Origin of the sequence: Sphingomonas sp. RIT328 (assembly GCF_000632225.1) — a bacterium.
GTDB classification, from domain to species: Bacteria; Pseudomonadota; Alphaproteobacteria; order Sphingomonadales; family Sphingomonadaceae; genus Sphingomonas; species Sphingomonas kyungheensis.
The window spans coordinates 110,208-135,085 of sequence record NZ_JFYV01000055.1; the positions used below are offsets into that span (position 1 = coordinate 110,208).

A 24,878-nucleotide genomic window follows, 5' to 3' on the forward strand; every position below is an offset into this window, starting at 1 on the left:
GATCTCATCCCGCAATCAGGGTAGCGATCATCGCCGCGTCGCCGGCATCGGCCCTGCGCGCGAGATAGTCGCGCAGCGCCGCCTTGCCGGCCTCGACCTGCCCGCTGCGCAGCAACGCCAGCCCCAGCCCGCGATAGGCCTCCGCCGGCGCATCGCCGTGCGCGATCGCCTCCCGGTAGAAACCGGCGGCGGCGGACAGATCGCGGGGGTTGCCGCGCTCGCGGTACAATTCGCCGCGCGCGAACAAGAGCGGCGTCGTCCAGCCGTCCACGGCCAATTGGTTGAGCAGATATTCACTGCCGCCGAAATCGTTGCGCTTGATCTGGTCGCCGAGCAGGCGCGGCAGCCACGGCGCGATCGCGGCGCGGAAGCGTGCCGCCTCATCGACGCCGCCGCCGCCGATCTGCGCCGCCGCCGCGCGCAGATAGGTGGCGCGGGTCAGCTCGGTCGGATGCGTATCGAAGAAGCCGGCGACATACCGCTGGTTGGGCTTGCGATAGCGGCCGATCTCGGTGGCGTCCTGCTCCGCCATCACCCGCGTCCACAGATCCGCCGGCGCGGTCACGACATAGCCCGCCGCGGTGAGATAGCGGAAACCGAGCATGTCCGCCGCCGCTTCCTGCGCGCGACTGAAGCGATAGAAGCCGCCGACCACCATCGTCGGCAAGGCGATCCCGCCCGCGCCGAGCAACCCGGCCCAGGCGAGCAGATCGCTGCCGCTGCGCCGGCGCTGGAAGCCGGTAAGCGTATGGCGCAATTCGAAGTGGCTGAATTCATGCCCGAACATCGCGGCGAGTTCGGCCTCGCTATGCAGCCGCAGCAGCGCCCCCGACCATAAGGTCATCATTCCGTTCGCATAGGTGGTCGCGTTGAACATCGGGATGCGGACGATATACAGCCGGATCGCCGCGCATCGCGCCGGCCCGACGGTGCGGCACAGCACCTCGCGCGCATAGGCGTTCAGCGCCGGATCGCGGATCACCTCGGGCGCGTCGCGCATCCGCCGCTCGTCCTCGTCGGCCTCCATCCACAGGCCGCGCTCGTCGACCGTCGTCGGCTGATAGGCGGTGGTGAACGGGGGCAGCGGCAACGTCTCGCGCGCCGCCTGCACCGGCGCCGCGCAAAGCGCCGCGGCGAGCAGCGGCACGATCAGCCGGCACATGTCAGCGCGCCCGGTTCGCATCCGCCGCAGCGACCGGCGTGTCGGCGGGTTTGCCGGGGAAGCCGGCGAGCAGCTCGCGTACCCGTTTGCGGGCCCCCTCCGGCGTGCGGACGTCGCCGCCCATCTGCAGATCGGCGTTGAGCCAGACGAGCTCGCCGCTGTGCAGATCGACCAGCCCGGCGAACCCCTTGTGCACGCCGGAGACGACCGACACACGGGCGAGTGCGGCGAACAGTTGCAACACCTTGCGCCCGGTCGATCCGAACGCGTCCTCGGTCGTCACGAACAGGGCGTAATCGGCGCCACCGAGCCCCGGCAGTGTGCCGACCTCCGGCCCCAGCCCCCAGTCGAACTGATCCTTGCGCTTCTTGGTCGGCAGCCGGTTGCCGGGGAAGAACTGAAATTCGATCACCGCCGCGGCGACGGTATCGAACAGCGCATGATATTCGGCGAGCGCCGCGGCGTCCGCCCCGTCCGGCGCGGCATAATCGATCACCGTATGGCCGAGATGCGCCTCCGCCTCGCGCAGCGACGCGCCGAGCGCCTCGCGCGCCTGCGCGGTCCAGTCGGCATTGGGCTCGAACAGGCCCGCGGTGGATTGCGCACCGACCGTGATCGATGGACGGAACAGCAGGATGCGGGCAGTGTCCGGCGGCAGCACGAAACCCGGCTTGATCGCCGATCTCTCCTGCGCCGACGCCGGCACGGCGGCTGCGGCGACCAGACAGGCCAGGATCATATCCCGCGCAATCCGCAACATACCGCCCCCGGCCGCTCCGTTTTACTTCGAGTCGTACCGACACTTATCATGTCGTGCTTGACGATGCAGCGGATTTCCCGTTTTGCCTTGACTCTTTATTCACTATGGGCAGTCAGACACTTGACTTTATTGCCCTTCTCTTGTCGCTTGGTGCCGTGACCGCAAACGGCACCATTCCGCGATCCGGGCGTTACGTCCCCGCAATGGTTTCTCGCCACCTGAAAGTCGCCAGCTACAATATCCACAAGGGCGTCGGGCTCGACCGGCGGCGCAACCCCGAGCGGGTGCTGGAGGTGCTGCGCGAGATCGATGCCGATGTGATCGCGCTCCAGGAGGCGGACCGCCGTTTCGGCCCGCGCGAATCGGTGCTGCCCGCGCATCTGCTCGACGAGCATAGCGACTGGAAGCCGGTCGCCTTCGGCATGCGGGCGCTGTCGATGGGCTGGCACGGCAATGTCATCCTCGTCCGCAAGGCGGCGCGGGTGATCCATTGCGCGCCGATCCACCTCCCCTCGCTCGAACCGCGCGGGGCGGTCACCGCCGATGTCGAGCTGGACGGCGTGACCCTGCGCGTCGTCGGCATGCATCTCGACCTGTCCGGCCTGTGGCGACGGCGGCAGGCGGCGGCGATCCTCGCGCATGTCGAGGGCTGCGCCGACCGTCATCCGACCGTGATGATGGGCGATCTCAACGAATGGACCGCGGCGGCGGGATGTTTGCGCGACTTCGGCCGCGACTATCGCATGGCGGCGACCGGGCCGAGCTTCCACGCGCGCCGGCCGGTCGGGCGGCTCGACCGGATCATGGTGTCCGCCGACCTCCATGTGACGGAATGCGGCGTCCACGCCAGCGCCGCGGCGCGCAAGACCTCGGACCATCTGCCGATCTGGGCGATGCTGGCCCCGGCGTGATGCGCGAGAAGGAGCTGCGCCTCGCGCTGGTCTGTTATGGCGGGATCAGCCTTGCCGTCTACATGCACGGCATCACCAAGGAGGTCTGGCACCTCGTCCGCGCCAGCCGCGCGATTCACGCCGGTGAGACCGCGCACGGCGCCAGCGAGCGCGTCTATGCGGAGCTGATCGCCGAGATCGAGGCGCTCGCCGGGCTGCGGCTGCGCGTCCTCGCCGATATCGTCGCGGGCGCGTCGGCGGGCGGGATCAACGGCATCTTCCTCGCCCAGGCGATCACCAGCGGCCAGAGCCTCGAACCGCTCACCGACCTGTGGCTGACCTCCGCCGATGTCGAGGCGCTGATCGATGCCGAGGCGGCGCCGGCGAGCCGCTTCTCCAAATTATGGGCCTTGCCGCTCGCCTGGGTCGCGGCGGGGCGCAGCAAGGACAAGGTCGAGGCGCTCGACGCGGCGACGCAGGACGAGGTGCGCACCAAGCTGTCGCATTTCGTCCGCTCGCGCTGGTTCGAGCCGCCGTTCGGCGGCGAGACCTTCACCGGGCTGTTGCTCGATGCCTTCGCCGCGATGGCCGCCGCGCCGCCGGGGCCGCGGCTGCTGCCGGCCGGGCAGCCGCTCGACCTGTTCGTCACCTGCACCGATTTCACCGGCCATCCCGAGCGGCTGCGGCTCAATTCGCCGCCGGAGGTGCTCGAGACCGAGCATCGCATCGTCATCGGCTTTTCCGACCATGCCGGCGGCGCGATCGGCGCGGTGCCCGAACTCGCCTTTGCGGCACGGGCGACGTCGAGCTTCCCCGGCGCCTTCCCGCCGTTCACCGTCGCCGAACTCGACCGGGTCCTCGCCGCGCGCGGGCTCGCCTGGCCGGAGCGCGACGCCTTCCTCAAGCGGGTCCTGCCGCGCCACGTCGCCGCCAATCAGGTCGACAAGGCGGTGCTGATCGACGGGTCGGTGCTCGCCAATGCGCCGTTCCGCCCGGCGATCGATGCGCTCAGGGAACGGCCGGCGAGGCGCGAGGTCGACCGCCGCTTCGTCTACATCGACCCGTCGCCGGGCATCAAGATCCGCCTCGGCGCAGGGGGCGAGACGCCGGGCTTCTTCCAGACCATCCTCGGCGCGCTCAGCGACCTGCCGCGGCAGCAGCCGATCCGCGACAATCTCGATGCGCTCGCCGAACGCTCCGAACGGATCGACCGGCTGCGCGGCATCGTCACCGCGCTGCGCCCGGCGGTCGAGGAGGAGATCGAGCAATCCTTCGGCCACACGCTGTTCCTCGACCGGCCGACGCCGGCGCGGCTGGTCGCGTGGCGGCGGCGTGCGCAGACGGCCGCGGCGAGCCGCGCCGGCTACAGCTATGTCGCCTACGGTCATCTCAAGCTGAGCGGCGTCGTCGCGATGATCAGCGGGCTGCTCTACCAGATCGGCGGCGAGCCGGGGCAGCAGCGCTGGCGGCGGATCCGCGCGGGGATCGAGGCGGCGATCGCGTCGCGCGGCTTCGGCGGCGTCGCGCCGAGCTTCTCGGGCAAGGAAGGCGCGGCGACGGTCGACTTCCTGCGCACCTTCGATCTCGGCTTCCGCATCCGCCGGCTGCGGCTGATGGCGCGCCGACTCGAGGAGATCGAGGCCGGGCAGCCCGACGACCAGTCGGCCGGTGCCGCCGCGATGCGCGACGCCATCTATGCCTCGCTCGCCGCCTATCTCGACCGCCAGCGTGCGGATCATTATCCGCAACTCCACCAGATGGTGCGGACGTCCCGCAGCCAGGACGCGGCGCCGCTGCTCGACGCGCTCGGCGACGCGCTCGATCTCGCCACGCTCGATGCCGACACCGACCGCCGGCTCGCCGACGCCTTCGTCAGCCTCGACCGGCCGATGCGGCGGGCGCTGCTGCTCACTTATTTGGGCTTCCCCTATTTCGACACCGCGACGCTGCCGCTGCTGCAGGGCGAGGGACTCGACGAGTTCGACCCGATCAAGGTCGATCGCATCGCCCCCGACGATGCCGGCTCGATCCGCGCCGGCGGCGCGGAGGCGACGCTCAAGGGCATCCAGTTCAACAGCTTCGGCGCCTTCTTCAGCCGCGCCTATCGCGAGAACGATTATCTGTGGGGCCGGCTGCACGGCGCCGAGCGGATGATCGACATCTGCGTCTCGACGCTGCCGCCGACGGTGCGGATGAAGCCGGGCCGCGTCGCCGCGATCAAACGCAGTGCCTTCCGCGCGATCCTCGACGAGGAAGAGCCGCGGCTGACGGCGATCCCCGGGCTGATCGCGACGCTGCGCGGCGAGGTGGGATAAGGCCGCCTCACGCCGGCACGCCGGGCCGCCCCGATCGTACCCGTCCGGCCCCTCTGGCCATCCGCCTCCGCCGCCGCTACCCTCGCCCGCGTCCCCGGGAGTGATGCATGCAGTTCCTCAAGATCCTGTTCTGGTTCCTGCTCGCGTTCGTCGCGGCGCTGTTCACCTACGGCAATTGGACCAGCATCCAGATCAACCTGTGGAGCGGGCTGATCGCCGACGTCAATCTGCCGCTGCTGCTGCTCGTCACCTTCCTGCTCGGACTGCTGCCGACCTATCTCTATCTCGGCACGGTGCGCTGGCGGCTGCGCCAGCGGCTGAGCGCCTGCGAGCGGCTGCTCGCCGAGCAGCGCGCGCAGGTCGCGCCGCCGGCCCTCGTCGTCGCGCCGGCGAACGCCGATCCGCTGACGCCGAGCGAACCCGCCGCGATGGGCCGCCCGGCATGAGCCCGATCTTCGTCGCAATCGACACACCCGATCTCGCCCGTGCCAAGGCGCTCGCCAACCGCACGCGCGCGCATGTCGGCGGGCTCAAGCTCGGGCTCGAGTTCTTCTGTGCGCACGGACAGGCCGGGGTGCGCGAGCTTGCCGAGATCGGGCTGCCGATCTTCCTCGACCTCAAGCTGCACGACATTCCCAATACCGTCGCCAAGGCGGTACAGGCGCTGAGCGGGCTCGCGCCGGCGATCCTCACCGTCCATGCCAGCGGCGGCCGCGCGATGCTGGAGGATGCCAAGGCCGCGGCGTCGCCGCATACCAAGGTGGTCGCGGTGACGATGCTGACCAGCCTCGATGCGAGCGACCTCGCCGCGACCGGCGTCGCCGGCAGCGCCGAGGCGCAGGTGCTGCGCCTCACCGATCTGGCGCATGAGGCGGGGATCGACGGCATCGTCTGCTCGGGGGCCGAGGTCGCCGCGGCGCGCAAGGCGTGGCCCAAGGGCTTCTTCGTCGTACCCGGCGTCCGCCCTGCCGACGGCGTGATCGGCGATCAGAAACGGGTCGTCACACCGCGCGCCGCGCTCGATGCGGGTGCGTCGATCCTCGTCATCGGCCGTCCGATCACCCAGGCGGAGGACCCCGACGCCGCCGCCCGCGCGATCGGCGCGACGTTGTAAATGACACATCCCTCTCCCTACGGGAGATGACACATCCCTCTCCCTACGGGAGAGGGATGCGGCGAGAGGGTGAGGGCAGGCGCGAAACGCTCGGCCCTGGCCCCGCCAGTGGAGTGCCGGTCGCGATGACGGTCCGGGACCGGCTTACTCCTCGCCCGCGCCTCCACCACGCCACCGTCCGTGCGACGCTCTCAAAAACACGCCGCCCAACCTGCCGTCACCCAGCGCCGCCTTCTCCCTCTCCCATCGGGAGAGGGAGAAGGCGGGCTTGCAACTTGCGTCGGAAATCCCGACACGCGCTGGATGCCCACCGCCACTAAGATCTGCGGCCTGACCACGCCCGAGACGCTCGCCGCCGCGCTGCGCGGCGGGGCCAGTCACGTCGGGTTCGTCTTCTTCCCGCCCTCCCCCCGGCACCTCGGCCTTGATGCCGCGGCCGGCCTCACCGGGCAGGTGCCGGGCGAGGCGACGCGGGTCGGGGTGTTCGTCGATCCCGACGATGCGACGCTCGACGCGGCGATCGCCGCGGCGCGGCTCGACGCGATCCAGCTCCACCAGACCGCGCCCGAACGCGTCGCCGCGATCCGCGCGCGCGTCCGCCGGGAGACCTGGGCGGCGGTGGCGATCAAGACGCGCGCCGACCTCGATGACGCGCACCGCTACGCCGGTGCCGCCGACCGGCTGCTCTACGACGCCAAGACGCCGCCCGGCGGCCTGCCCGGCGGCATGGGGCTGCGCTTCGACTGGGCGATGCTCGACGGCCTGCGCCACCCGCTGCCCTGGGCGCTGTCCGGCGGGCTCGATCCCGCCAACGTGCGCGAGGCGATCGCGCGCACCGGCGCGCCCTTGGTCGACGTCTCGTCGGGCGTCGAATCCGCGCCGGGGGTCAAGGATATGGACAAGATCGGCGCCTTCCTTAAAGCGGCGCAGTCATGAACGCCCCCAACACCTATCGCGCCCAGCCCGACGAGCGCGGGCATTTCGGCCAGTTCGGCGGACGCTATGTCGCCGAGACGCTGATGCCGCTGATCCTCGAGCTCGAGCGCGAATATCGCGCCGCCAAGGCCGACCCCGCCTTCGCCGCGCAATTCGACGATCTGATGAACCATTATGTCGGCCGCCCCAGCCCGCTCTACCACGCCGAACGGCTGAGCGAGGCGGTACGCGAGGGCGCGGGAACCGGCCCGAACGGCGAGAGGCTCGGCGCGCAGATCTGGTTCAAGCGCGACGAGCTCAACCATACCGGCGCGCACAAGATCAACAATTGCATCGGCCAGATCCTGCTCGCCATCCGCATGGGCAAGACGCGGATCATCGCCGAGACGGGCGCCGGCCAGCACGGCGTCGCCACCGCCGCGGTCTGCGCGCGCTTCGGCCTGCCCTGCGTCATCTACATGGGTGCGAAGGACGTCGAGCGGCAGCAGCCCAACGTCTTCCGCATGAAGCTGCTCGGCGCCGAGGTCCGCCCGGTGACCAGCGGCGCGGCGACCCTGTCCGACGCGATGAACGAGGGGCTGCGCGACTGGGTCGCCAACGTCCACGACACCTTCTACATCATCGGCACCGCCGCCGGCCCGCATCCCTATCCCGAGCTGGTCCGCGACTTCCAGAGCATCATCGGCCGCGAGGCGCGCGCGCAGATGCTCGAGCGGACCGGCCGCCTGCCCGATCTGCTGTGCGCGGCGATCGGCGGCGGATCGAATGCGATCGGCCTGTTCCACCCCTTCCTCGACGATGAGTCGGTCGGCATGCTCGGCGTCGAGGCGGCGGGTCACGGCCTCGAGGGCAGCGAACATGCCGCCAGCCTCGCCGGCGGTTTCCCCGGCGTGCTCCACGGCAACAAGACCTATCTGTTGCAGGACGAGGACGGCCAGATCGCGGAAGGGCATTCGATCTCGGCGGGGCTCGACTATCCCGGCATCGGCCCCGAGCATGCCTGGCTGCGCGACATCGGCCGCGTCGAATATACCAGCGCGACCGATCAGGACGCGCTCGATGCCTTCCAATTGCTCTGCCGCACCGAGGGCATCATTCCCGCGCTCGAGCCCGCGCATGCGATCGCCGCGGTGACCAAGCGCGCGCGGACGATGCGCGACGACCAGATCATCCTCGCCAATCTGTGCGGTCGCGGCGACAAGGACATCTTCACCGTCGCCAACGCGCTGGGGGTGGCGATATGAGTGCACGCCTGTCGGCCGCCTTCGGGAAGGGCCGGCCCGCGCTCGTCACCTTCGTCACCGCCGGCGACGGGCCGACCGGCGCGATCCTCGACGCGCTGGTCGAGGGCGGCGCCGACGTGATCGAGCTCGGCATGCCGTTCACCGATCCGATGGCGGACGGTCCGGCGATCCAGGCGGCGAATCTGCGCAGCCTTGCCGCCGGCACGCGCACCGCCGACATCCTCGCCATCGCCACCGCCTTTCGCGCGCGCCATCCCGAGGTGCCGCTGGTGCTGATGGGCTATGCCAATCCGATGCTGCGCCGCGGTCCCGACTGGTTCGCCGCCGCCGCCGCGGCCGCGGGCGTCGACGGCGTGATCTGCGTCGACATCCCGCCGGAGGAAGACGAGGCGCTCGGCCCGATGCTGCGCGCGCAGGGCATCGATCCGATCCGCCTCGCCACGCCGACCACCGATGCGGCGCGGCTGCCGCGCGTGCTGGAGGGGGCGAGCGGCTTCCTCTATTACGTCTCGGTCGCGGGGATCACCGGGCTGCAACAGGCGGCGCAGGGCTCGATCGACGCCGCGGTGGCGCGTCTCAAGGCGCAGACCAGGCTGCCGGTCGCGGTCGGCTTCGGCGTCCGCACGCCCGAACAGGCGGCGGCGATCGGCGCCTGTGCCGATGGCGTCGTCGTCGGCTCGGCGATCGTCGAGCTGGTCGCGGCGCATGGCGCGGATGCCCCAGCGGCGGTGCGCGCCTATGTCCACTCCCTCAGCGAGGCGGTCGCCTCGTCGCGAAAGGTCAGCCGATGAGCTGGATCACCAACGTCCGCAACGCCCTGCCCTTCGTCGCCAAGCGCGAATCGTCGGACGAGAATCTGTGGCACAAGTGCAAGGGCTGCGGCCAGATGATCTTCACCAAGGAATTGGAGGAGAATCTCTACGTCTGCCCGAAGTGCGATCATCACGAGCGGATCGGGCCCAAGTTGCGCTTCGCGCAGATCCTCGACAGCGGCAGCTGCAGCGAATTGCCCGCGCCCAAGGTGGTCGAGGACCCGCTCAAGTTCCGTGATTCGAAACGCTATACCGATCGGCTCAAGGCGGCGCGGACCTCGGCGCAGGAACAGGATGCGCTGATCAACGCGCGCGGCACGATCCTCGGCCATCGCGTCGTGATGGGCGTGCAGGACTTCGCCTTCATGGGCGGATCGATGGGGCTTGCGGTCGGCGAGGCCTTCGTCCGCGGCATCGAGGCGGCGATCCACGACAAGGCGCCGTATGTCGTCTTCACCGCCGCGGGCGGCGCGCGCATGCAGGAGGGCATCCTCAGCCTGATGCAGATGCCGCGCAGCACCGTCGCGATCCAGATGCTCCACGATGCCGGCCTGCCCTATATCGTCGTGCTCACCGATCCGACCACCGGCGGCGTCACTGCCAGCTATGCGATGCTCGGCGACGTGCAGATCAGCGAGCCCAATGCGCTGATCGGATTCGCCGGCCAGCGGGTGATCGAGAGCACGATCCGCGAGAAACTGCCCGAAGGCTTCCAGCGCGCCGAATATCTGCTGGATCATGGCATGCTCGACATGGTCGTCCACCGCAAGGAGCTGCGCGATCGGCTGGCAACGGTAATTGGCTATCTGGCGACGGCGCAGGCGGCGTAGGCGAGGGCGGACCGGCCGCTGCCATACGGCAGCAGCCCGGCCGCTGCGAGGGCTGCGACCCCGCGTCCCCATCGACCACCCCGGCGAAGGCCGGGGTCTAGTTCCGCGACGCTTTTGGGACCTCACGGCAGTCTCCCAACTGGACCCCGGCCTTCGCCGGGGTGGTGCGGAGGATGGGGCGTGGGCCTGCTGAGCCAGATAGCGTCGATCCGTTAGCGGCAGATCCTCGTCGCGACCGGTCCGTGCCCTGGCGACAGCACCGGTTTGGCCATGCCGCCGGATCGACTTCCCCCACCCGTTCGCCTAAGGCGGGCGCGACGAGACCCCATGGCGCGCGGCGACCCGAGACCGACCCACACGATGCCAGACCACGCCACCTCCACCGATACCGCCGTCCAGCAGCAACTCGACCGACTGTGGTCGCTGTCCCCCGGCGCCGACGTGCTCGGGCTGGAGCGGATCACCCGGCTCCTCGCCCGGCTCGGCGATCCGCATCGGGCGATGCCGCCGGTGTTCCACGTCGCCGGCACCAACGGCAAGGGATCGACCTGCGCCTTCCTGCGCGCGGCGATCGAGGCGGCGGGGCATGACGTCCATGTCTTCTCGAGCCCGCACCTCGTCCGCTTCAACGAACGCATCCGCATCGCCGGCAGGCTGATCGACGATGCGACGCTCGCCGCATTGCTCGCCGAGGTGCTCGACGCCGCCGGGGACGGGGCGGATGCGATCGGCGCGAGCTTCTTCGAAGTCACCACCGCCGCCGCCTTCCTCGCCTTTTCGCGCACGCCGGCCGCGGCGACGATCGTCGAGGTCGGGCTCGGCGGCCGGCTCGATGCGACCAACGTCATCGCCGCGCCGGCGGTGACCGGCATCGCTGCGCTCGGCATGGATCATGAGGCATTTCTCGGCGATCGGCTGATCGACATCGCCGGCGAGAAAGCGGGGATCGCCAAGGCGGGCGTGCCGCTGGTGACGATGCGCTACGCCACCGCCTGCCGCGCCCGGATCGCCGCCGTCGCCGCGGCGGCCGGCGCCCCGGTCGTCGCCCGCACCGTCGACTGGTGGAGCGACACGACGCGGACCTCGCTGCGCTATCGCGACGCCGCCGGCACGATCGCCACCGCACGGCCGAGACTGGTCGGCGCACACCAGTCGCGCAATCTCGCGCTCGCGCTGGCGATGCTGCGCCATCAGCAGGCGGTGGCCGTGCCACTCGCGGCGATGCGCGCCGCCGCCGACGGCGCGCACTGGCCGGCGCGGATGCAGCGGCTCGCCCCCGGTCCGCTCCACGCGCATCTGCCGGCCGGAAGCGAATTGTGGCTCGACGGCGCACACAATCCCTCGGCCGCGATGCCGGTGACGCAGGCGCTGCCTGGCATCGCGCGCGGGCGGCGGGTCGGGCTGGTACTCGGCATGCTCGCCAACAAGGATGCGGCGGGCGTGCTGCGACTGCTCGCGCCGTCGGTGTCGGAGGTGATCGCGGTGCCGGTGCCGGGGCATGCGCATCACGCGCCCGCGACGCTCGCCGCGCTCGCCGCCGGCCAGGGAGTCGGCGCGGGAGTCGCTGCCGACCTGCCCGACGCGCTCGGCCAGCTCGCGCGACGCGACACGCCGGTGGTGCTGATCGCCGGCTCGCTCTACCTGGCCGGTGAAGCGCTCCGCGCCAACGACGAGTATCCTGCCTGACGCCACGATTGCGATTGACTTGCAATAGCGGACAGAGAAGACTGCGCGCGACCTCAGGAGTTGCCCCGCATGTCCGATCTCACCACCACCGTCGCGGCCCTGCCCTATGCACTGCCGGCCTGCCCCAATGCGCGTGTCGCGCTGTTCGCGCTGCGGCGGATGGGGGCGCAGGGGCTGCACGATGCGCGGGCGAGCCATGCGCTATTCACCGCCTTCGGCCAGGAGTTCCGCCGCCCGCTGGTGCTGATGCGCGCGCTGATGGCGGATCTCGCCGGCACCGCGGCAGGGACGATCGCGATCGCGCCCTGCTGCTGCGCGCGGATGACCGCCGCCGAGCGCGCGTTGCTCACCATCCTCGCGCGGGTCGAGACGGCGCCGGACAGCGCACGGCTGCTGCTCGGCGACCTGCTCGGCGTGCGGCGTGTCGATTCGGTGCTGGCGAGCGTCGCCGCCGTCGCGACCGCCTTCGCCGATGATGGGCGGCCGATCTGCGTCTAGGCGGTCGCGGCGTTCACGGCTGCTGTTGAAGGGGTTGGCGCAGAGGACGCGGCGGGGCGGCGTTCCGGGAGGCCGTGGTCCGTTCCACCGCACGAGGCGCGGCCACAATCCCGGCGACGCCTTCCTCCGTGCCGCTGGACGCTAACCGATTCGAGCGGGATGAACAGGAGCGCGCCTATCGGGGCGCTAGTCCCGCACGTCCCCCTCGCCGACGACGCCCGCGCTGCCGATCGACCGGTCGATCAAGCCGGACCGGCACATCCACCAGAACAGCAGCACCCCCGGCAAGGCCGCGACCGTCGTCCCCCAATAGAAGGCGACATAGCCGAAGCTGTCGACCAGCCGCCCGGTCGTCGTCGCGGTGAGCACGCGGCCGACGATGCTCGCCGCCGCCGAGATCATCGCATATTGCGCCGCGGTGAAGCGCAGGTCGCACAGCGCCGAGAAATAGGCGACGACGGTGACGCCGCCGATCCCGCTCGACATATTCTCGAACGCCATCGCGCCGGCGAGCCCGATATTGCTGTGCCCCGCCCCGGCGAGCAGCGCGAAGGCGGCGTTGGAGACCATCATCAGGATCAGGCTGAGCATCACCGATCGCTTGAGCCCCATGCGCGCATAGAGCACGCCACCGATCGCGATGCCGACCCAGAAGGCCCAGAAGCCGATGACGACGTCGTAGAGCGCGATCTCGTCGTTGCTGAAACGGAGATCGTCGAGCAGCAGCCGCAGCGCCTGCTGCCCCAGCGTATCGCCGATCTTGTGGAGCAGGATGAAGGCGAGGATGATGATCGCGCCGTGGCGGCGGAAGAATTCCGCGAACGGGCTGACGATCGACGCGCCAAGCTCGGCGAGCCCGCGGCGCCGCACCGGCTCGCGCCGCCGCGTCGGCTCGCCGCGCGTCACCGCCACCACCATCGCCGGCAGCGCGAAGACGATGCAGGCAAGATAGGCGACGTGCCAGTCCGCTCGTGCCGCGATCACCAGCGCGAGCGAGCCGGCGAGCACCGAGCCGATCTTCCAGCCATATTGCGTCATCCCCGATCCGACGCCCATCTGCTCGGGTTCGAGCGTCTCGATGCGATAGGCGTCGATGACGATGTCATAGGTCGCGCCGGCGAAGCCGACGAGGATCGTCGCGACGATCGTCGCCTGCAGGCTCGCCGCCGGATCGACCAGCGCGAGATTGACGATCGCGGCGATCACCAGCACGCCGCTGAGCAGCACCCACGACACCCGCTGCCCCAGCCGGCCGATCACCGGCAGCCGCACGCCATCGACCATCCACGCCCATAGCGGCTTGAGATTGTAGACGAGGAAGCCGAGCGTGAAGGCGGTGATCGTGCTCTTGTCGAGCCCGTCCTGCTTGAGCCGCGTGGTCAGCGTCGCGCCGATCATCGTGAAGGCGAGTCCCGACGATATGCCCATGAAGAACACCGCGACCGGGCCGCGCTCGGCATAAGGCGCGAGCGGGGCGAGCCGCGCGCGCATCGCCGCCGATCGACGCATCAGCGCGACGAGCAGCACCGTGACGGCCGCGACGATAACGAAATAGAAATTGGTGCCGGTCAACATCGCCGCGACACTAGCGCCAATTTTGCCCGCGCCTAGCGGGTTTGGCGGTGACGCCGGTCCGGCTGTGCAGGTCTCGGTTCGCGCAGAGGCGCGGAGGGCGCAGAACCCTTGTGGGCAGCCCATGCCGCCCGCGGGCCACCAGCCCGGCGTGCGTCATCGTGTGGCTATGCAAAGCTTCCCTGCGCCCTCCGCGCCTCGGCGCGAACCGGTCTTCGCCCGGCGGTCAGCGGGCATCGATCTCCGGCCCGGGCGCGACGGGCGCAGCATCGGGGATCGCGAACAGCCGGAAGCCGGTCGGCAGCCGCCGCGTCTTGCGGCCGGCGATGTTCGCTTCGATCGCCTCGATCGCGCCGATCAGGTCACGCTGCTGATAGGGTTTGGCGAGGCAGCCCGCGGCGAGCGCCATCGCCTCGGCGGGGAAATTGCCGGTGACGAACAGTACCGCGACGCCGCGCTCTCCCGCGGCCCGCGCGACATCCAGCCCCGATCCGTCGGCGAGATTGACGTCGAGCAGCACCAGGTCGACGTCCGAGTCCGATCGCAGCACCGCAATCGCCTCGGCGACGCGGTCGACGGTGGCGACGATCTGATAGCTCGCGTCGCTCAGCAGATGTTCGGTGTCGAAGGCGATCAGCGGCTCGTCCTCGACGACGAGCACCCGGACGATCGAACGTTTCTTCCTTCCGAACAACATCGCCACGCTCCGCCTGGCGCCGCACAAGTGATTACGCCTCCGCAGGATAACGCGCCGTACTCGGATCGGACGCAAATAATTTCGCTGCCATGACAAATGCGCGTTATGGCCGCGCCATGGCCCAATCCTCCGAACCCCGCAGCGGCGATCGCATCGCGAAACTGCTCGCCCGCGCCGGCATCGCCAGCCGCCGCGAGATCGAGCGCATGATCGCCGACGGCCGCGTCGCGCTCGACGGCACGGTGCTCGACACCCCCGCGACCGTGCTGCGCTCGCTCAACGGCGTCACCGTCGACGGCGAGCCGGTCGCGCAAGCCGAACCGACCCGCCTGTTCCTCTACCACAAGCCGACCGGCCTGCTGGTCACCGAACGCGATCCCAAGGGACGGCCGACGATCTACGACCGGCTGCCCGACGATCTGCCGCGGCTGGTGCCGGTCGGCCGGCTCGACCTCAATACCGAAGGGCTGCTGCTGCTCACCACCGACGGCGGGTTCAAGCGCCAGCTCGAACTGCCCGCGACCGGCGTCGAGCGCAGCTATCGCGCGCGCGCCTACGGCAATGTCACGCAGCAGCAGCTGGAGGACCTTGCCGACGGGATCGAGATCGACGGCATCCGCTACGGCCCGATCGACGCCAATATCGAGCGGCGCACCGGCGCCAACGTCTGGATCGAGATCACCATCACCGAAGGCAAGAACCGCGAGGTGCGGCGGGTGCTCGAACATCTCGACCTGCAGGTCAGCCGGCTGATCCGCACCCGCTATGGCCCCTTTCTGCTCGGCGACCTGCCGGTGGGCGGCATCGGCGAGGTCAAGCAGCATGAGATCGTCGCCTTCCGTCGCACGCTCAAGGGCGGCGTTCCCGAGGCGGACCTGATCGAGCCGCCGCGCGACGGCTTCCGTGCGGCGCCGGGCGCGGTCCGCCCGGCCCGCGCCCGCCCGCGCCCGATCGACGCGCCCGCCCCGCGCGAGGCACAGGCCGCCGGACGCGGCGCCGCCCGCGCGCCGCGCCGCAGCGATGTGACCGCGAGCGGCATCGCGCCGCGTCCGGCGCGCCCCGGCGCGACCGGGGATCGCACGCGTCCCGTCCTGCGCGAGGGGCGCGAGATGCGCACGACAGCGGACGGCGAAGGCCAGCGCGGCCGGCCGCGCCGCGACGAGCGCGAGGCGCGGCCGGCTCGGTCATCGACGGGTAATGCACCCCGCGACGGGCAGCCGGCACGCGGTCGGCGCGGTGAGACCGAGACACGATCGACGCGGCCGACCACCGGTGCGGCGCGCGACGGGCAGCCGGCGCGTATCCGGCGCGGTGATACGGAGCGCATGCCGGCCGGTGACGGCGCGCGCGACAATCCGCGTGGGCGTTTCCGCCGCGACGATCGCGACGCGCGGCCGGTGCCGACCGGCGGCTCGGCGCGCAAGCCGTGGGAGCAGGAGACGCCCCGCCGCGATGAGCCGCAGCGCAGCGGCGGCAGGCCGGCGCGAACCGGCGGCGGGTCGGCCGGTGGACGCTCCGGTGGCGGTGCCGACGGTCGCCCGGCGCGGCCGTCGCGCCCCGACACGCCGCGTGGGCCGGCGGGGGGGCGCGGCGCGCCACGCGGCGGGCCGAAGGGAGGCAAACGATGAGGGTGATCGCCGGCCAATGGCGGGGCCGCCCGCTCGTCGCGCCCAAGGGCGATGCGACGCGCCCGACCGCCGACCGGACGCGCGAGGCGCTATTCTCGATGCTGACCAGCCGGCTCGGCAGCTTCGACGGGCTCGCCGTCGCCGATCTGTTCGCCGGATCGGGCGCGCTCGGCATCGAGGCGCTGTCCCGCGGCGCCGGCTCCTGCCTGTTCGTCGAGCAGGACGGCGCGGCGCTCGACGCGCTCAAGGCCAATCTCGCGCGACTCGGCACGCGCGGCGACGTGCGCGCCGGCTCGGTGCTCGGCCTCGGCCCGGCGCCGGCGCCGCTCGATCTCGTCATGATGGATCCGCCCTACGGCACCGGCGCGGGTCTGGTCGCGCTCGACAAGCTCACCCGGCTCGGCTGGATCGCGCCCGCCACCTGGGTCAGTATCGAGACCGCCAAGGCGGAGGAGATCGCGCCGCCCGGCTATGCGATCGACGCCAGCCGCGTGCACGGCAAGGCGAGGCTCACCCTGCTGCGGCAGGGCTGACGAACCGCGGCGGCGGCTCAGGCCCCGGCCGGTTTGCGCAACAGCATCAGCCCGGCGAGGCTGAGCAGCCCCGCCGCGACCAGATACAGGCCGATCCACCCGAGGCCGCGCTGCGCCAGCGCCTCCGCGGCGATCGGCGCCAGCGCGCCGCCGAGGATGCCGCCGAGATTGAAGGTCATCGACACGCCGGTGTAGCGCACCCCGGCGGGGAACAGGCTCGGCAGCCAGCCGCCGAGCGGGCCATAGGCGAAGCCCATCACGAACAGCGCGAAGGCGAGCCACAGGAAGACGACGAACAGCGATCCCGCGCCGAGCATCGGCCCCATCGCCAGCCCGGCGACCATGCAGCCGCAAAAGCCGATCACCAGCATTCCGCGCGCGCCGCGCCGGTCGGCGAGCAGGCTGGCGACGATCACCCCCGCGGCGAGGAACAGGATCGCGACCAGCTCGACGCCCAGCATCGCCTCCCGCCCGTAGCCCAGCGTCTTGGTGCCGTAGCCGAGCGCGAAGGCAGTCGCGAGATAGAAGAGCGCGAAACAGGCGATCACCCCGCCGGTGCCGGCGAGCACCGCGCGGCTGTGCGACGCGAACAACGTCGCGATCGGCACCTTGGGCAGGGCCTCGGCGCGCTCGGCGGCGACGAACGCCGGCGTCTCGGTCAGCTTGAGCCGCACCCACAGGCCGAGCACGACGAGCACCGCACTGATCAGGAACGGCAGCCGCCAGCCCCAGGCGCGGAACTGCGCCTCGTCGAGCCACAGGCCGAGGATCAGGAACAAGCCATTGGCCATCAGGAAGCCGACCGGCGCGCCGAGCGGCGGGAACATCCCCCAGGTGTTGCGGCGGTGCGGCGGGGCATTCTCCACCGCGAGCAATGCCGCGCCACCCCATTCGCCGCCGAGTCCGAAACCCTGACCAAGCCGCATCAGGCACAGCAGCAACGGCGCGAGCCAGCCCATCTGCGGCGCGGCCTGTTCGACCTGGGCATAGGTGGGCAGGAAGGCGATCGCCACCGTCGACCCGCCCATCAGCATCAGGCTGGCGACCAGCGTCGACTTGCGGCCGATCCGATCGCCGAAATGACCGAAGACGATCGCGCCGACCGGCCGCGCGATGAAGGCGATGCCGAAGCTCGCGAAGCTCAGCATCTGCCGCGCGGTGCCGCTCGTCGCCGGGAAGAACAGGTCGCCGAACACCAGCGCCGCCGCGGTCGCGTAGATGTAGAAGTCGTAAAACTCCACCGCGGTGCCGACGAGGCTGGCGGTGAGGATACGGCGCGGCGAGGCAGGCGGCGGCGGGGTTACGGGAATCGACGTCATCCCCCCACTCTAGTCGGGAAAAAAGGCCGATGCGCAACATGAGTGAAATCCATCCGCAACAAAGCGCGTCTAGACAGAGAGGGTCGCTGCTCCTCTCCCCCTGTGGGTAGCGACTGTCGACCGCCTCCCCTGTCGGTCGACCTCCCTGAACTACGGGGCGGTCGCCAGGCGACTGCCCCGATTTTTCTATCGGTCCGTCCCGCCCACCGTCTGACCGGTCACCTTCGCCAGTTGCTGCGCTCCGTCGCGACGGACTTCACCGATACAGCGCATCACGTCCATCGCGACGGTGATATCCTTGGGTATCGTGCCACAGAGGTTCTGCGCCGCCCACCGGACCCGCGCGCGGAAGCGCCGTTGCCCTTCCGGCGTTCGCAGATCGAGATCCTGCGTGATGATCCTGGTTTGCACGATCCGGCGGTCGGGCGACGGGTCGGTCGCCGCAGTGGACGATGGCGTCGCAGTGAGCGCCGCAACACATAAGGGAAAGACGATCATCGGGGACCTCCTGCCGGCCCATCCGAAGGTCTCTCGGCCGGCTTGTGCTTTATAGAGGCACTCGGTCGCCGACATCGCCGCGCCGGGCGGGATGATCGCCGCCGCCCACCTTCACTCTTGCCCGTGCGAACGCCGTTCCCTACCTGTTCACCGGTGACCGATCTCCGTGCCCCCAACGCCTTGCAGGACCCGCCCTATCTCGCCGGGCTCAACGCGCCGCAGCGCGACGCCGTGCTGACCACCGAAGGGCCGGTGCTGATGCTCGCCGGCGCCGGGACGGGCAAGACCGCGGCGCTCACCGCGCGGCTCGCGCATCTGCTGTGGACGCGCAAGGCGTGGCCGTCGGAGATCCTCAGCGTCACCTTCACCAACAAGGCGGCCCGCGAGATGCGCGAGCGCGTCGGCCGGCTGGTCGGCGACGCGGTCGAGGGCATGCCGTGGCTCGGCACCTTCCATGCGATCGGCGCCAAGATGTTGCGCCGCCATGCCGAACTGGTCGGCTTGCAGAGCAATTTCAGCATCCTCGACACCGACGACCAGCTTCGCCTGCTCAAGCAGCTGATCGTTGCCGCCGACCTCGACGAGAAGCGCTTCCCCGCGCGCAGCCTCGCCGGACTGATCGACGACTGGAAGAACAAGGGGCTGGTCCCCGCCGATATCGACGCCGGCGAAAGCGAGCGTTTCGCCAACGGGCGCGGCGGCGAGCTCTATGCGCAATATCAGGAGCGGCTGCGCAGCCTCAACGCCTGCGATTTCGGCGACCTGCTGCTGCACATGCTGACCGTGCTCAAATCGCATCCCGATGTGCTCCGCACCTATCAGGAGCGGTTCAAATATATCATGGTCGACGAATATCAGGACACCAACGTCGTCCAGTATCTGTGGCTGCGGCTGCTCGCCCAGGCGCGCAAGAACATCGCCTGCGTCGGCGACGACGATCAGTCGATCTATTCGTGGCGCGGCGCGCAGGTCGAGAACATCCTGAAGTTCGAAAAGGACTTTCCCGGCGCGAAGGTGATCCGGCTCGAACAGAATTACCGCTCGACGCCGCATATCCTTGGCGCCGCATCGGGGATGATCGCCAATAACGGCGGCCGGCTCGGCAAGACGCTGTGGACCGAGCTCGACGCGGGCGAGAAGGTCCGCGTCGTCGGCGTATGGGACGGCCCCGAGGAGGCGCGGCGCGTCGGCGAGGAGATCGAGGCGGCGCAGCGCGGCGGCAAGAGCCTCGACGACATCGCCATCCTCGTCCGCGCCCAGCATCAGACCCGCGAGTTCGAGGATCGCTTCATCGCGATCGGCATGCCCTATCGCATCGTCGGCGGCTTCCGCTTCTACGAGCGCGCCGAGATCCGCGACGCGCTCGCCTATCTGCGCGTCGTCAACCAGCCCGCCGACGATCTCGCCTTCGAACGCATCGTCAACGTGCCCAAGCGCGGGCTCGGCGATAAGGCGCTCGCCAAGATCCACCAGCTTGCCCGCGCCGAGCGGCTGCCGCTGACCCATGCCGCGGCGCGCATCCTCGACACCGACGAACTGACGCCGCAGGCGCGCCGCGCGCTCGGCAATCTGGTCGGCGACATCGCCCGCTGGCGCGACATGGCGCGCGACCTGCCGCACGCGGAGCTTGCCCGCCAATTGCTCGACGAGAGCGGCTATACGGCGATGTGGCAGGCGGAAAAGTCGGTCGAGGCGGCGGGGCGGCTCGAGAACCTGTCCGAACTCGTGCGCGCGATGGAGGAATATGAGTCGCTCGGCGCCTTCCTCGAACATGTCAGCCTCGTCATGGACAAGGAGGGCGGCGTCCAGGACCCGCAGGTGACGATCATGACGATCCACGCCGCCAAGGGGCTGGAATATGACACCGTCTTCCTCGTCGGCTGGGAAGAGGGGCTGTTCCCCTCGCAGCGCTCGCTCGACGAGGGCGGGACCAAGAGCCTCGAGGAGGAGCGTCGCCTCGCCTATGTCGCGATCACCCGCGCGCGGCGCCGCGCGACGATCCTCCACGCCGCCAACCGCCGCATCTACGGCCAGTGGACGTCGAGCATCCCGAGCCGGTTCGTCGGCGAGCTGCCCGGCGACCATATCGACGCCGAGACGACGATGTCGGGCGGCGAGAGCCTGTGGCGCGCCAATTGGAGCGAGCGCGCCGATCCCTTCGCCGATGTCGGCCGCGGCACCGGTCGTGGTCCCGGCTGGCAGCGCGCGGCGGGCGCCGCCTCGGGCTTCTCGACCGCACCGACGCGGGTGGTCGAGAGCCGCGCGAGCGCGGTGAGCATCGGCAACAAGGGACGCAGCGACCTGTCGGTCGGGCTGCGCGTCTTCCATCAGAAGTTCGGCTATGGCGCGATCGCCGAGATCGAGGGCAACAAGCTGGAGATCGATTTCGAGGCGGCGGGCCGCAAGCGCGTGATGGACACGTTCGTCACGATCGGCTGATCCGGCCGCCGTCCTCGTTCAGGAACCGCCAAGGGCGGATCGGCGTATGACCGGGGCGGACCCGACTCAGCGGGTCCGGAAAAGGATCATGACGATGTTTAGGTCGCTTTTGCTGTCCGCCGCGCTGGTGACGACGCTTGCCGCGCCGGTCGCCGCCCAGTCCGCCGCGGACGATGCGCGCTTCGCCGCCGCGCAGCAGCGCTTCGACGCCGAGCTTGCGCGCTACCGTTCCGAATTCGATCGCTATCGCGCGCTGCGCGGCATTCCCGGTCCGGGCGGCTATCGCCAGGCGCCGGTGCCGGACGGCTATGACGACCAGCGCTATGACCCGCGCGACGGCGACCGCTACGAAAACGGCTATGACCCGTCGCGCTATTACCGGCCGAGTTCGCAGGAGCGCGTGCTCAGCGCCAACGATCGCGTCTATGCGGGCACCGACGGCCGCTATTATTGCAAGCGCAGCGACGGCACCACCGGGCTGATCGCCGGCGGCGCGGCGGGCGGCATCCTCGGCAACGTCATCGACGGCGGCCACAGCCGCATTGTGGGCACCCTGCTCGGCGGCGCGGTCGGCGCGCTCGCCGGCAAGGCGATCGATCAGAACCAGGCGGAGATCCGCTGCCGCTGAGCCGAACGGCGGTCGGGCGTCAGCTGCGCTCGACCGCCATCAGCGTCACGCCCTCATATTTTTCGGCCGCGGGCTCGAACAGGCTGCTCGGGGTGAAGCGCGTGTCGGTGAGCGTCGGCGCGCCGAGCCCGTCCATCTTGAAGGTGCCGACCTTTTCCTCGCGTGGCGGCTTGCCGTCGCGCTCCATCGTCACGGCATCGACGTAGATCTCGCCGTGACGGGTGTAGAGGATATGGGGCGCGATCGTCACCGTCCCCTTGTTATAGGTGGCGGTCACGGCAAGCTGGCGCACGATCGCTTCGAACATCGTCGGCACCGGGCCGGTCGGTCCGTTGGCTGAAGTAGTCATCGGCGGCACCATAAACGTTCGTGTTGCATCGCAGCAAGAACGCTTTCGCGCCGCCGGTGTTTCCGGTGGACGACGTCAGACGCGGAAGCAGCGACGCTGCGGGCCATAATAGCCCCGCTCGATCCGGCATACCACCCGCCCGCGACCATAGCCGCGGCCGCCCCAGCGCGGTCCTCGATCATAGCCATAGCCGCGATAGCCCGGACCGCCATGCCAACGACGCCCGTCATGCCGACCATAACCATGGCCGCGATAGCCGCCATGATCGTAGCCACGGTCGTAGCCACGGTCGTAGCCATAACGCTGCGCCTCGGCCGGCGCGGCCCCTGCCAGCATCCCGATCCCGAGGGCAGCGGCCCCTAAACACGCAATGAAGTTCATGGGTTACTCCTGACACGCCCGTTTATGGGCATGGCGCGACCCTGCACCCCCGGCACTGCATGCGGCCTGAACCCGCGGTTGTACGAATGTCAGCTTTGCTGCCCGGTCACGCCGGCACGCGCACGGTCAGCCCATCCAGCGCCGCAGTAAGCCGAATCTGGCAGGCGAGCCGGCTGGTCCGCGTCGCATCGGGGACGAGATCGAGCAGATCCTCCTCCTCGTCGCGGGCGGGCGGCAGCCGTGCGAAATCCTCCGCCGCGACGATGACGTGGCAGGTCGCGCAGGCCATGTCGCCGTTGCACGTCCCCTCGAGCGGTTCGCCCGCGCCCCGCGCGACGTCGAGCAGCCGCGTGCCCGATTCGCCCGCCGCGGATCGCGCCGTTCGGTCCGGCCCGACGAAGACGACGCGGATCATAGCCCCTGCCGTGCCGCCGCCGCGACGATCAGCGCCAGCCCCGCGCGCAATTCGGCTTCGTCGGTATAGCGCCCGAAGCCGAGTCGCAGGCTCGACCGCGCCTCCCCCTCCGACAGGCCGATCGCGCGCAGCACATGGCTCGACCGGCCCGATCCGCTCGCGCAGGCCGATCCGGCGGAACAGGCGAGATCGCGACACTCGCTCATCAGCCGCGCGACATCGAGGCCGTCGCGCCCGACGTTGAGGTTGCCGCGATAGCGCGGTGCGGCCGTGCCGTTGATCCGCCAGCCGGGCAAGGCGTCGACTGCCAGTTGCCACAGACGCTCGACATGCGCCGCGTCCCGCTCGCCTTCCGCGCCGAGCAAGGCCGCCGCCGCGCCGAAGCCGGCGCACAGCGCGGGCGACAGCGTGCCCGAACGGCCCCGCTCCTGCCCGCCGCCGTGGAGCAGCGGTTCCGGCTCCACGCCGTCGCGCACCCACAAGGCGCCGATCCCCTTGGGGCCGTGCATCTTGTGCGCCGACAGCGCGATCAGGTCGCAGCCCGGCGGCATCGCGACCCGGCCGAAGCCCTGCACCGCGTCGCACAGCATCAGCGCGCCCGCCGCATGCGCCAGTTCGGCCAAAGCGGCGATCGGCTGGATCACGCCAATCTCGTTATTGACCAGCATCGCCGCGACCAGCCCGACGCCAGGCCGGATCGCCGCCGCCGCCACGGCGAGATCGATCAGTCCGTCGCGTCCGACCGGCAGCACCGTCACGGCCCGCCCCCGCGCCGCCTCGGCCGCGACGGTGTCGAGCACCGCGGCATGTTCGCTCGCCAGCGTGACGATGCCGCCGCGCGTGCCCTTGATCGCCCAGTTGAGCGACTCGGTCGCGCCGCTGGTGAAGCGCAGCGAACCGCCAGGCGGCAGTTGCGCGGCGATCGCATCGCGCGCGACCTCCACCGCCGCCTTGGCGGCGCGGCCGGCGCGGTGGGGGGCATGCGGATTGGCGTGCTGCGTCTCGAGCCACGGCAGCATCGCGGCGAGCGCTCCGGGCGCGAGCGGCGTCGTCGCCTGATAGTCGAGGTAGATCATGCCGCGCGCCGGGTCGTCCGCGCCATCTGCCGCCAGGCGGCGACGAAGCCGTCGACCGCCGCGGTATCGGTGTCTCGCCCGAAGCTCACCCGGATCACCTCGCGCCCGTCGGTCTCGCTCCAGCCCATCGCGGCGAGGACGTGGCTCGGCTTCATGCTGCCGCTCGAACAGGCGCTGCCCGCTGATATCGCGAAGCCGGCGCCGTCGAGCAGGATCAATTGCGCCGCCGCCTTGACCCCGCGCAGCCGGTAGGAGCCGATCGCCGGGTGGCGCACCGCCGCCGCGGCGACAATCTCGCCGCCCGAGCGCAGGATCGCATCGTCGAGCCGGTCGCGCAGCGGCTGATGATCGGGCTCCGCGACATCGAGCGCCGCGGCATAGCCGAGCGCGCCGGGCAGATTCTCGGTACCCGGCCGATAGCCGCGCTCCTGCCCGCCGCTCGGGCTGAGCAGCGCGAGATCGCGGACCAGCAGCGCGCCGACGCCCGGCGGGCCGCCGCGCTTGTGCGCCGACAGCGCGACCATATCGGCGAACGCCGCCACCTCGCCGGAGGCCGGCATCTGCGCGGCATCGACGAGCAGCCGCCCGCCCGCCGCATGGACCAGCGCGGCGATCTCGCCAAGCGGCTGGCGCACCCCCGTCTCGCTGTTCGTCCATTGCACGCAGACCAGCGCCGGGGGTCCGTCGAGCATCGTCGCGAGCCGCGCGCGATCGACCACGCCCGCGGCGTCGACCGGCGCGACCGCGGCATCGCCCGCGGCGCGGATCACCGCATCATGTTCGACCGCGGTGATGATTCGCCGCGGCAGAACCGACCGGCCGAGCGCGATGTGCAGCGATTCGCTCGCGCCGCTGGTCAGCAGCGTCTCGCCCGTCCAGCCATAGGCCGCGGCGATTCGCCGCCGCGCGCCCTCGAGCGCCGCGCGCGCCGCGCGTCCCTCGGCATGCGGCGACGACGGATTCGCCCAGAGCGCGACACCCTGCGCCATCGCCTCGCGCGCGGCCGCGATCACCGGGGTGGTGGCGGCGTGATCCAGATAGATACGATGCGACAGGGTTCGTTCCAATTGCGTGACGGAGCCTGACGCTTATATAG

Annotated in this window: 25 protein-coding genes; 14 read left to right on the plus strand and 11 right to left on the minus strand. The window is 70.5% G+C overall.

Going from position 1 to position 24,878, the window contains the following annotated elements:
• Positions 1 to 4: 4 nt before the first annotated feature.
• Positions 5 to 1,162, minus strand: coding sequence for a M48 family metallopeptidase (locus BW41_RS18975; protein WP_081793199.1), 1,158 nt, complete (start codon positions 1,160 to 1,162; stop codon positions 5 to 7).
• A 1-nt stretch (position 1,163) separates the two neighbouring features.
• On the minus strand, positions 1,164 to 1,901 hold the full coding sequence (locus BW41_RS18980; RefSeq protein WP_037536662.1) for a hypothetical protein: 738 nt from the start codon (positions 1,899 to 1,901) through the stop codon (positions 1,164 to 1,166).
• A 224-nt stretch (positions 1,902 to 2,125) separates the two neighbouring features.
• On the opposite strand from BW41_RS18980, the gene BW41_RS18985 reads away from it, so the two are divergent.
• The 10 genes from BW41_RS18985 (at position 2,126) to BW41_RS19030 (ending at position 12,247) form a co-directional block, all read left to right on the plus strand.
• Positions 2,126 to 2,833: an endonuclease/exonuclease/phosphatase family protein gene (locus BW41_RS18985; RefSeq protein ID WP_037536664.1), complete on the plus strand. Its 708-nt coding sequence runs from the start codon at positions 2,126 to 2,128 to the stop codon at positions 2,831 to 2,833.
• Entirely contained in the window at positions 2,833 to 5,127 is a 2,295-nt protein-coding gene (locus BW41_RS18990; RefSeq protein ID WP_037536666.1) for a patatin-like protein, read from the plus strand. Before BW41_RS18985 ends, BW41_RS18990 begins: the two co-directional genes overlap by 1 nt.
• A gap of 107 nt (positions 5,128 to 5,234) precedes the next feature.
• Positions 5,235 to 5,573 (plus strand): lipopolysaccharide assembly protein LapA domain-containing protein, encoded by a 339-nt coding sequence (locus BW41_RS18995; RefSeq protein ID WP_037536668.1) that lies wholly within the window; start codon positions 5,235 to 5,237, stop codon positions 5,571 to 5,573.
• Positions 5,570 to 6,241, plus strand: a complete 672-nt coding sequence (gene pyrF / locus BW41_RS19000) for an orotidine-5'-phosphate decarboxylase (RefSeq protein ID WP_037536670.1) — start codon at positions 5,570 to 5,572, stop codon at positions 6,239 to 6,241. Before BW41_RS18995 ends, pyrF begins: the two co-directional genes overlap by 4 nt.
• Positions 6,242 to 6,544: 303 nt before the next feature.
• Positions 6,545 to 7,177 (plus strand): phosphoribosylanthranilate isomerase, encoded by a 633-nt coding sequence (locus tag BW41_RS19005; protein ID WP_037536672.1) that lies wholly within the window; start codon positions 6,545 to 6,547, stop codon positions 7,175 to 7,177.
• Positions 7,174 to 8,421: a tryptophan synthase subunit beta gene (trpB, locus tag BW41_RS19010; protein ID WP_037536674.1), complete on the plus strand. Its 1,248-nt coding sequence runs from the start codon at positions 7,174 to 7,176 to the stop codon at positions 8,419 to 8,421. The genes BW41_RS19005 and trpB overlap by 4 nt, the downstream gene beginning before the upstream one ends.
• Positions 8,418 to 9,212, plus strand: a complete 795-nt coding sequence (trpA, locus tag BW41_RS19015) for a tryptophan synthase subunit alpha (RefSeq protein WP_037536676.1) — start codon at positions 8,418 to 8,420, stop codon at positions 9,210 to 9,212. The genes trpB and trpA overlap by 4 nt, the downstream gene beginning before the upstream one ends.
• Positions 9,209 to 10,063: an acetyl-CoA carboxylase, carboxyltransferase subunit beta gene (gene accD, locus BW41_RS19020; protein WP_037536678.1), complete on the plus strand. Its 855-nt coding sequence runs from the start codon at positions 9,209 to 9,211 to the stop codon at positions 10,061 to 10,063. The genes trpA and accD overlap by 4 nt, the downstream gene beginning before the upstream one ends.
• A 360-nt stretch (positions 10,064 to 10,423) precedes the next feature.
• Positions 10,424 to 11,749, plus strand: coding sequence for a bifunctional folylpolyglutamate synthase/dihydrofolate synthase (locus BW41_RS19025; RefSeq protein WP_037536765.1), 1,326 nt, complete (start codon positions 10,424 to 10,426; stop codon positions 11,747 to 11,749).
• 69 nt (positions 11,750 to 11,818) lie between these two features.
• A complete protein-coding gene (locus BW41_RS19030; protein ID WP_037536680.1) occupies positions 11,819 to 12,247 on the plus strand; it encodes a DUF6628 family protein in 429 nt (142 codons plus the stop codon).
• 186 nt (positions 12,248 to 12,433) lie between these two features.
• On the opposite strand, the gene BW41_RS19035 is transcribed toward BW41_RS19030, so the two are convergent.
• Together BW41_RS19035 and BW41_RS19040 are read right to left on the minus strand one after the other, a co-directional pair.
• Positions 12,434 to 13,756, minus strand: coding sequence for an AmpG family muropeptide MFS transporter (locus tag BW41_RS19035; protein ID WP_051583719.1), 1,323 nt, complete (start codon positions 13,754 to 13,756; stop codon positions 12,434 to 12,436).
• A gap of 289 nt (positions 13,757 to 14,045) precedes the next feature.
• Complete coding sequence (locus BW41_RS19040) at positions 14,046 to 14,516, minus strand: response regulator (protein WP_037536769.1); 471 nt, start codon at positions 14,514 to 14,516, stop codon at positions 14,046 to 14,048.
• Between the two features lie 116 nt (positions 14,517 to 14,632).
• On the opposite strand from BW41_RS19040, the gene BW41_RS19045 reads away from it, so the two are divergent.
• Together BW41_RS19045 and rsmD are read left to right on the plus strand one after the other, a co-directional pair.
• Entirely contained in the window at positions 14,633 to 16,144 is a 1,512-nt protein-coding gene (locus tag BW41_RS19045; RefSeq protein ID WP_037536683.1) for a pseudouridine synthase, read from the plus strand.
• Positions 16,141 to 16,677, plus strand: coding sequence for a 16S rRNA (guanine(966)-N(2))-methyltransferase RsmD (gene rsmD / locus BW41_RS19050; protein WP_037536684.1), 537 nt, complete (start codon positions 16,141 to 16,143; stop codon positions 16,675 to 16,677). The genes BW41_RS19045 and rsmD overlap by 4 nt, the downstream gene beginning before the upstream one ends.
• 17 nt (positions 16,678 to 16,694) lie before the next feature.
• Here the strand turns inward: rsmD and BW41_RS19055 are convergent, their stop codons facing one another.
• Together BW41_RS19055 and BW41_RS19060 are read right to left on the minus strand one after the other, a co-directional pair.
• Entirely contained in the window at positions 16,695 to 17,996 is a 1,302-nt protein-coding gene (locus tag BW41_RS19055) for an MFS transporter (protein WP_037536686.1), read from the minus strand.
• A 186-nt stretch (positions 17,997 to 18,182) separates the two neighbouring features.
• A complete protein-coding gene (locus BW41_RS19060) occupies positions 18,183 to 18,494 on the minus strand; it encodes a UrcA family protein (RefSeq protein WP_161773148.1) in 312 nt (103 codons plus the stop codon).
• 153 nt (positions 18,495 to 18,647) lie between these two features.
• Here BW41_RS19060 and BW41_RS19065 point away from each other — a divergent pair, with 153 nt between their 5' ends.
• Positions 18,648 to 20,933: an ATP-dependent helicase gene (locus BW41_RS19065; RefSeq protein WP_037536690.1), complete on the plus strand. Its 2,286-nt coding sequence runs from the start codon at positions 18,648 to 18,650 to the stop codon at positions 20,931 to 20,933.
• A gap of 88 nt (positions 20,934 to 21,021) precedes the next feature.
• The gene (locus tag BW41_RS19070; RefSeq protein WP_373276469.1) at positions 21,022 to 21,561 is read left to right on the plus strand and encodes a glycine zipper 2TM domain-containing protein; all 540 of its coding nucleotides are present in this window, start codon (positions 21,022 to 21,024) and stop codon (positions 21,559 to 21,561) included.
• A gap of 19 nt (positions 21,562 to 21,580) precedes the next feature.
• Here BW41_RS19070 and BW41_RS19075 read toward each other — a convergent pair whose 3' ends face one another.
• The 5 genes from BW41_RS19075 to BW41_RS19095 all read right to left on the minus strand — a co-directional run bounded on the left by BW41_RS19075 (position 21,581) and on the right by BW41_RS19095 (position 24,837).
• Positions 21,581 to 21,910 (minus strand): hypothetical protein, encoded by a 330-nt coding sequence (locus tag BW41_RS19075; RefSeq protein WP_037536773.1) that lies wholly within the window; start codon positions 21,908 to 21,910, stop codon positions 21,581 to 21,583.
• Between the two features lie 75 nt (positions 21,911 to 21,985).
• Positions 21,986 to 22,246 (minus strand): hypothetical protein, encoded by a 261-nt coding sequence (locus BW41_RS21670; protein ID WP_051583704.1) that lies wholly within the window; start codon positions 22,244 to 22,246, stop codon positions 21,986 to 21,988.
• A 151-nt stretch (positions 22,247 to 22,397) separates the two neighbouring features.
• A complete protein-coding gene (locus tag BW41_RS19085) occupies positions 22,398 to 22,706 on the minus strand; it encodes a 2Fe-2S iron-sulfur cluster-binding protein (RefSeq protein ID WP_037536692.1) in 309 nt (102 codons plus the stop codon).
• Positions 22,703 to 23,782, minus strand: coding sequence for a cysteine desulfurase family protein (locus BW41_RS19090; protein WP_037536694.1), 1,080 nt, complete (start codon positions 23,780 to 23,782; stop codon positions 22,703 to 22,705). The genes BW41_RS19085 and BW41_RS19090 overlap by 4 nt, the downstream gene beginning before the upstream one ends.
• Positions 23,779 to 24,837: an aminotransferase class V-fold PLP-dependent enzyme gene (locus tag BW41_RS19095; RefSeq protein ID WP_200870476.1), complete on the minus strand. Its 1,059-nt coding sequence runs from the start codon at positions 24,835 to 24,837 to the stop codon at positions 23,779 to 23,781. The genes BW41_RS19090 and BW41_RS19095 overlap by 4 nt, the downstream gene beginning before the upstream one ends.
• Positions 24,838 to 24,878: the final 41 nt, after the last annotated feature.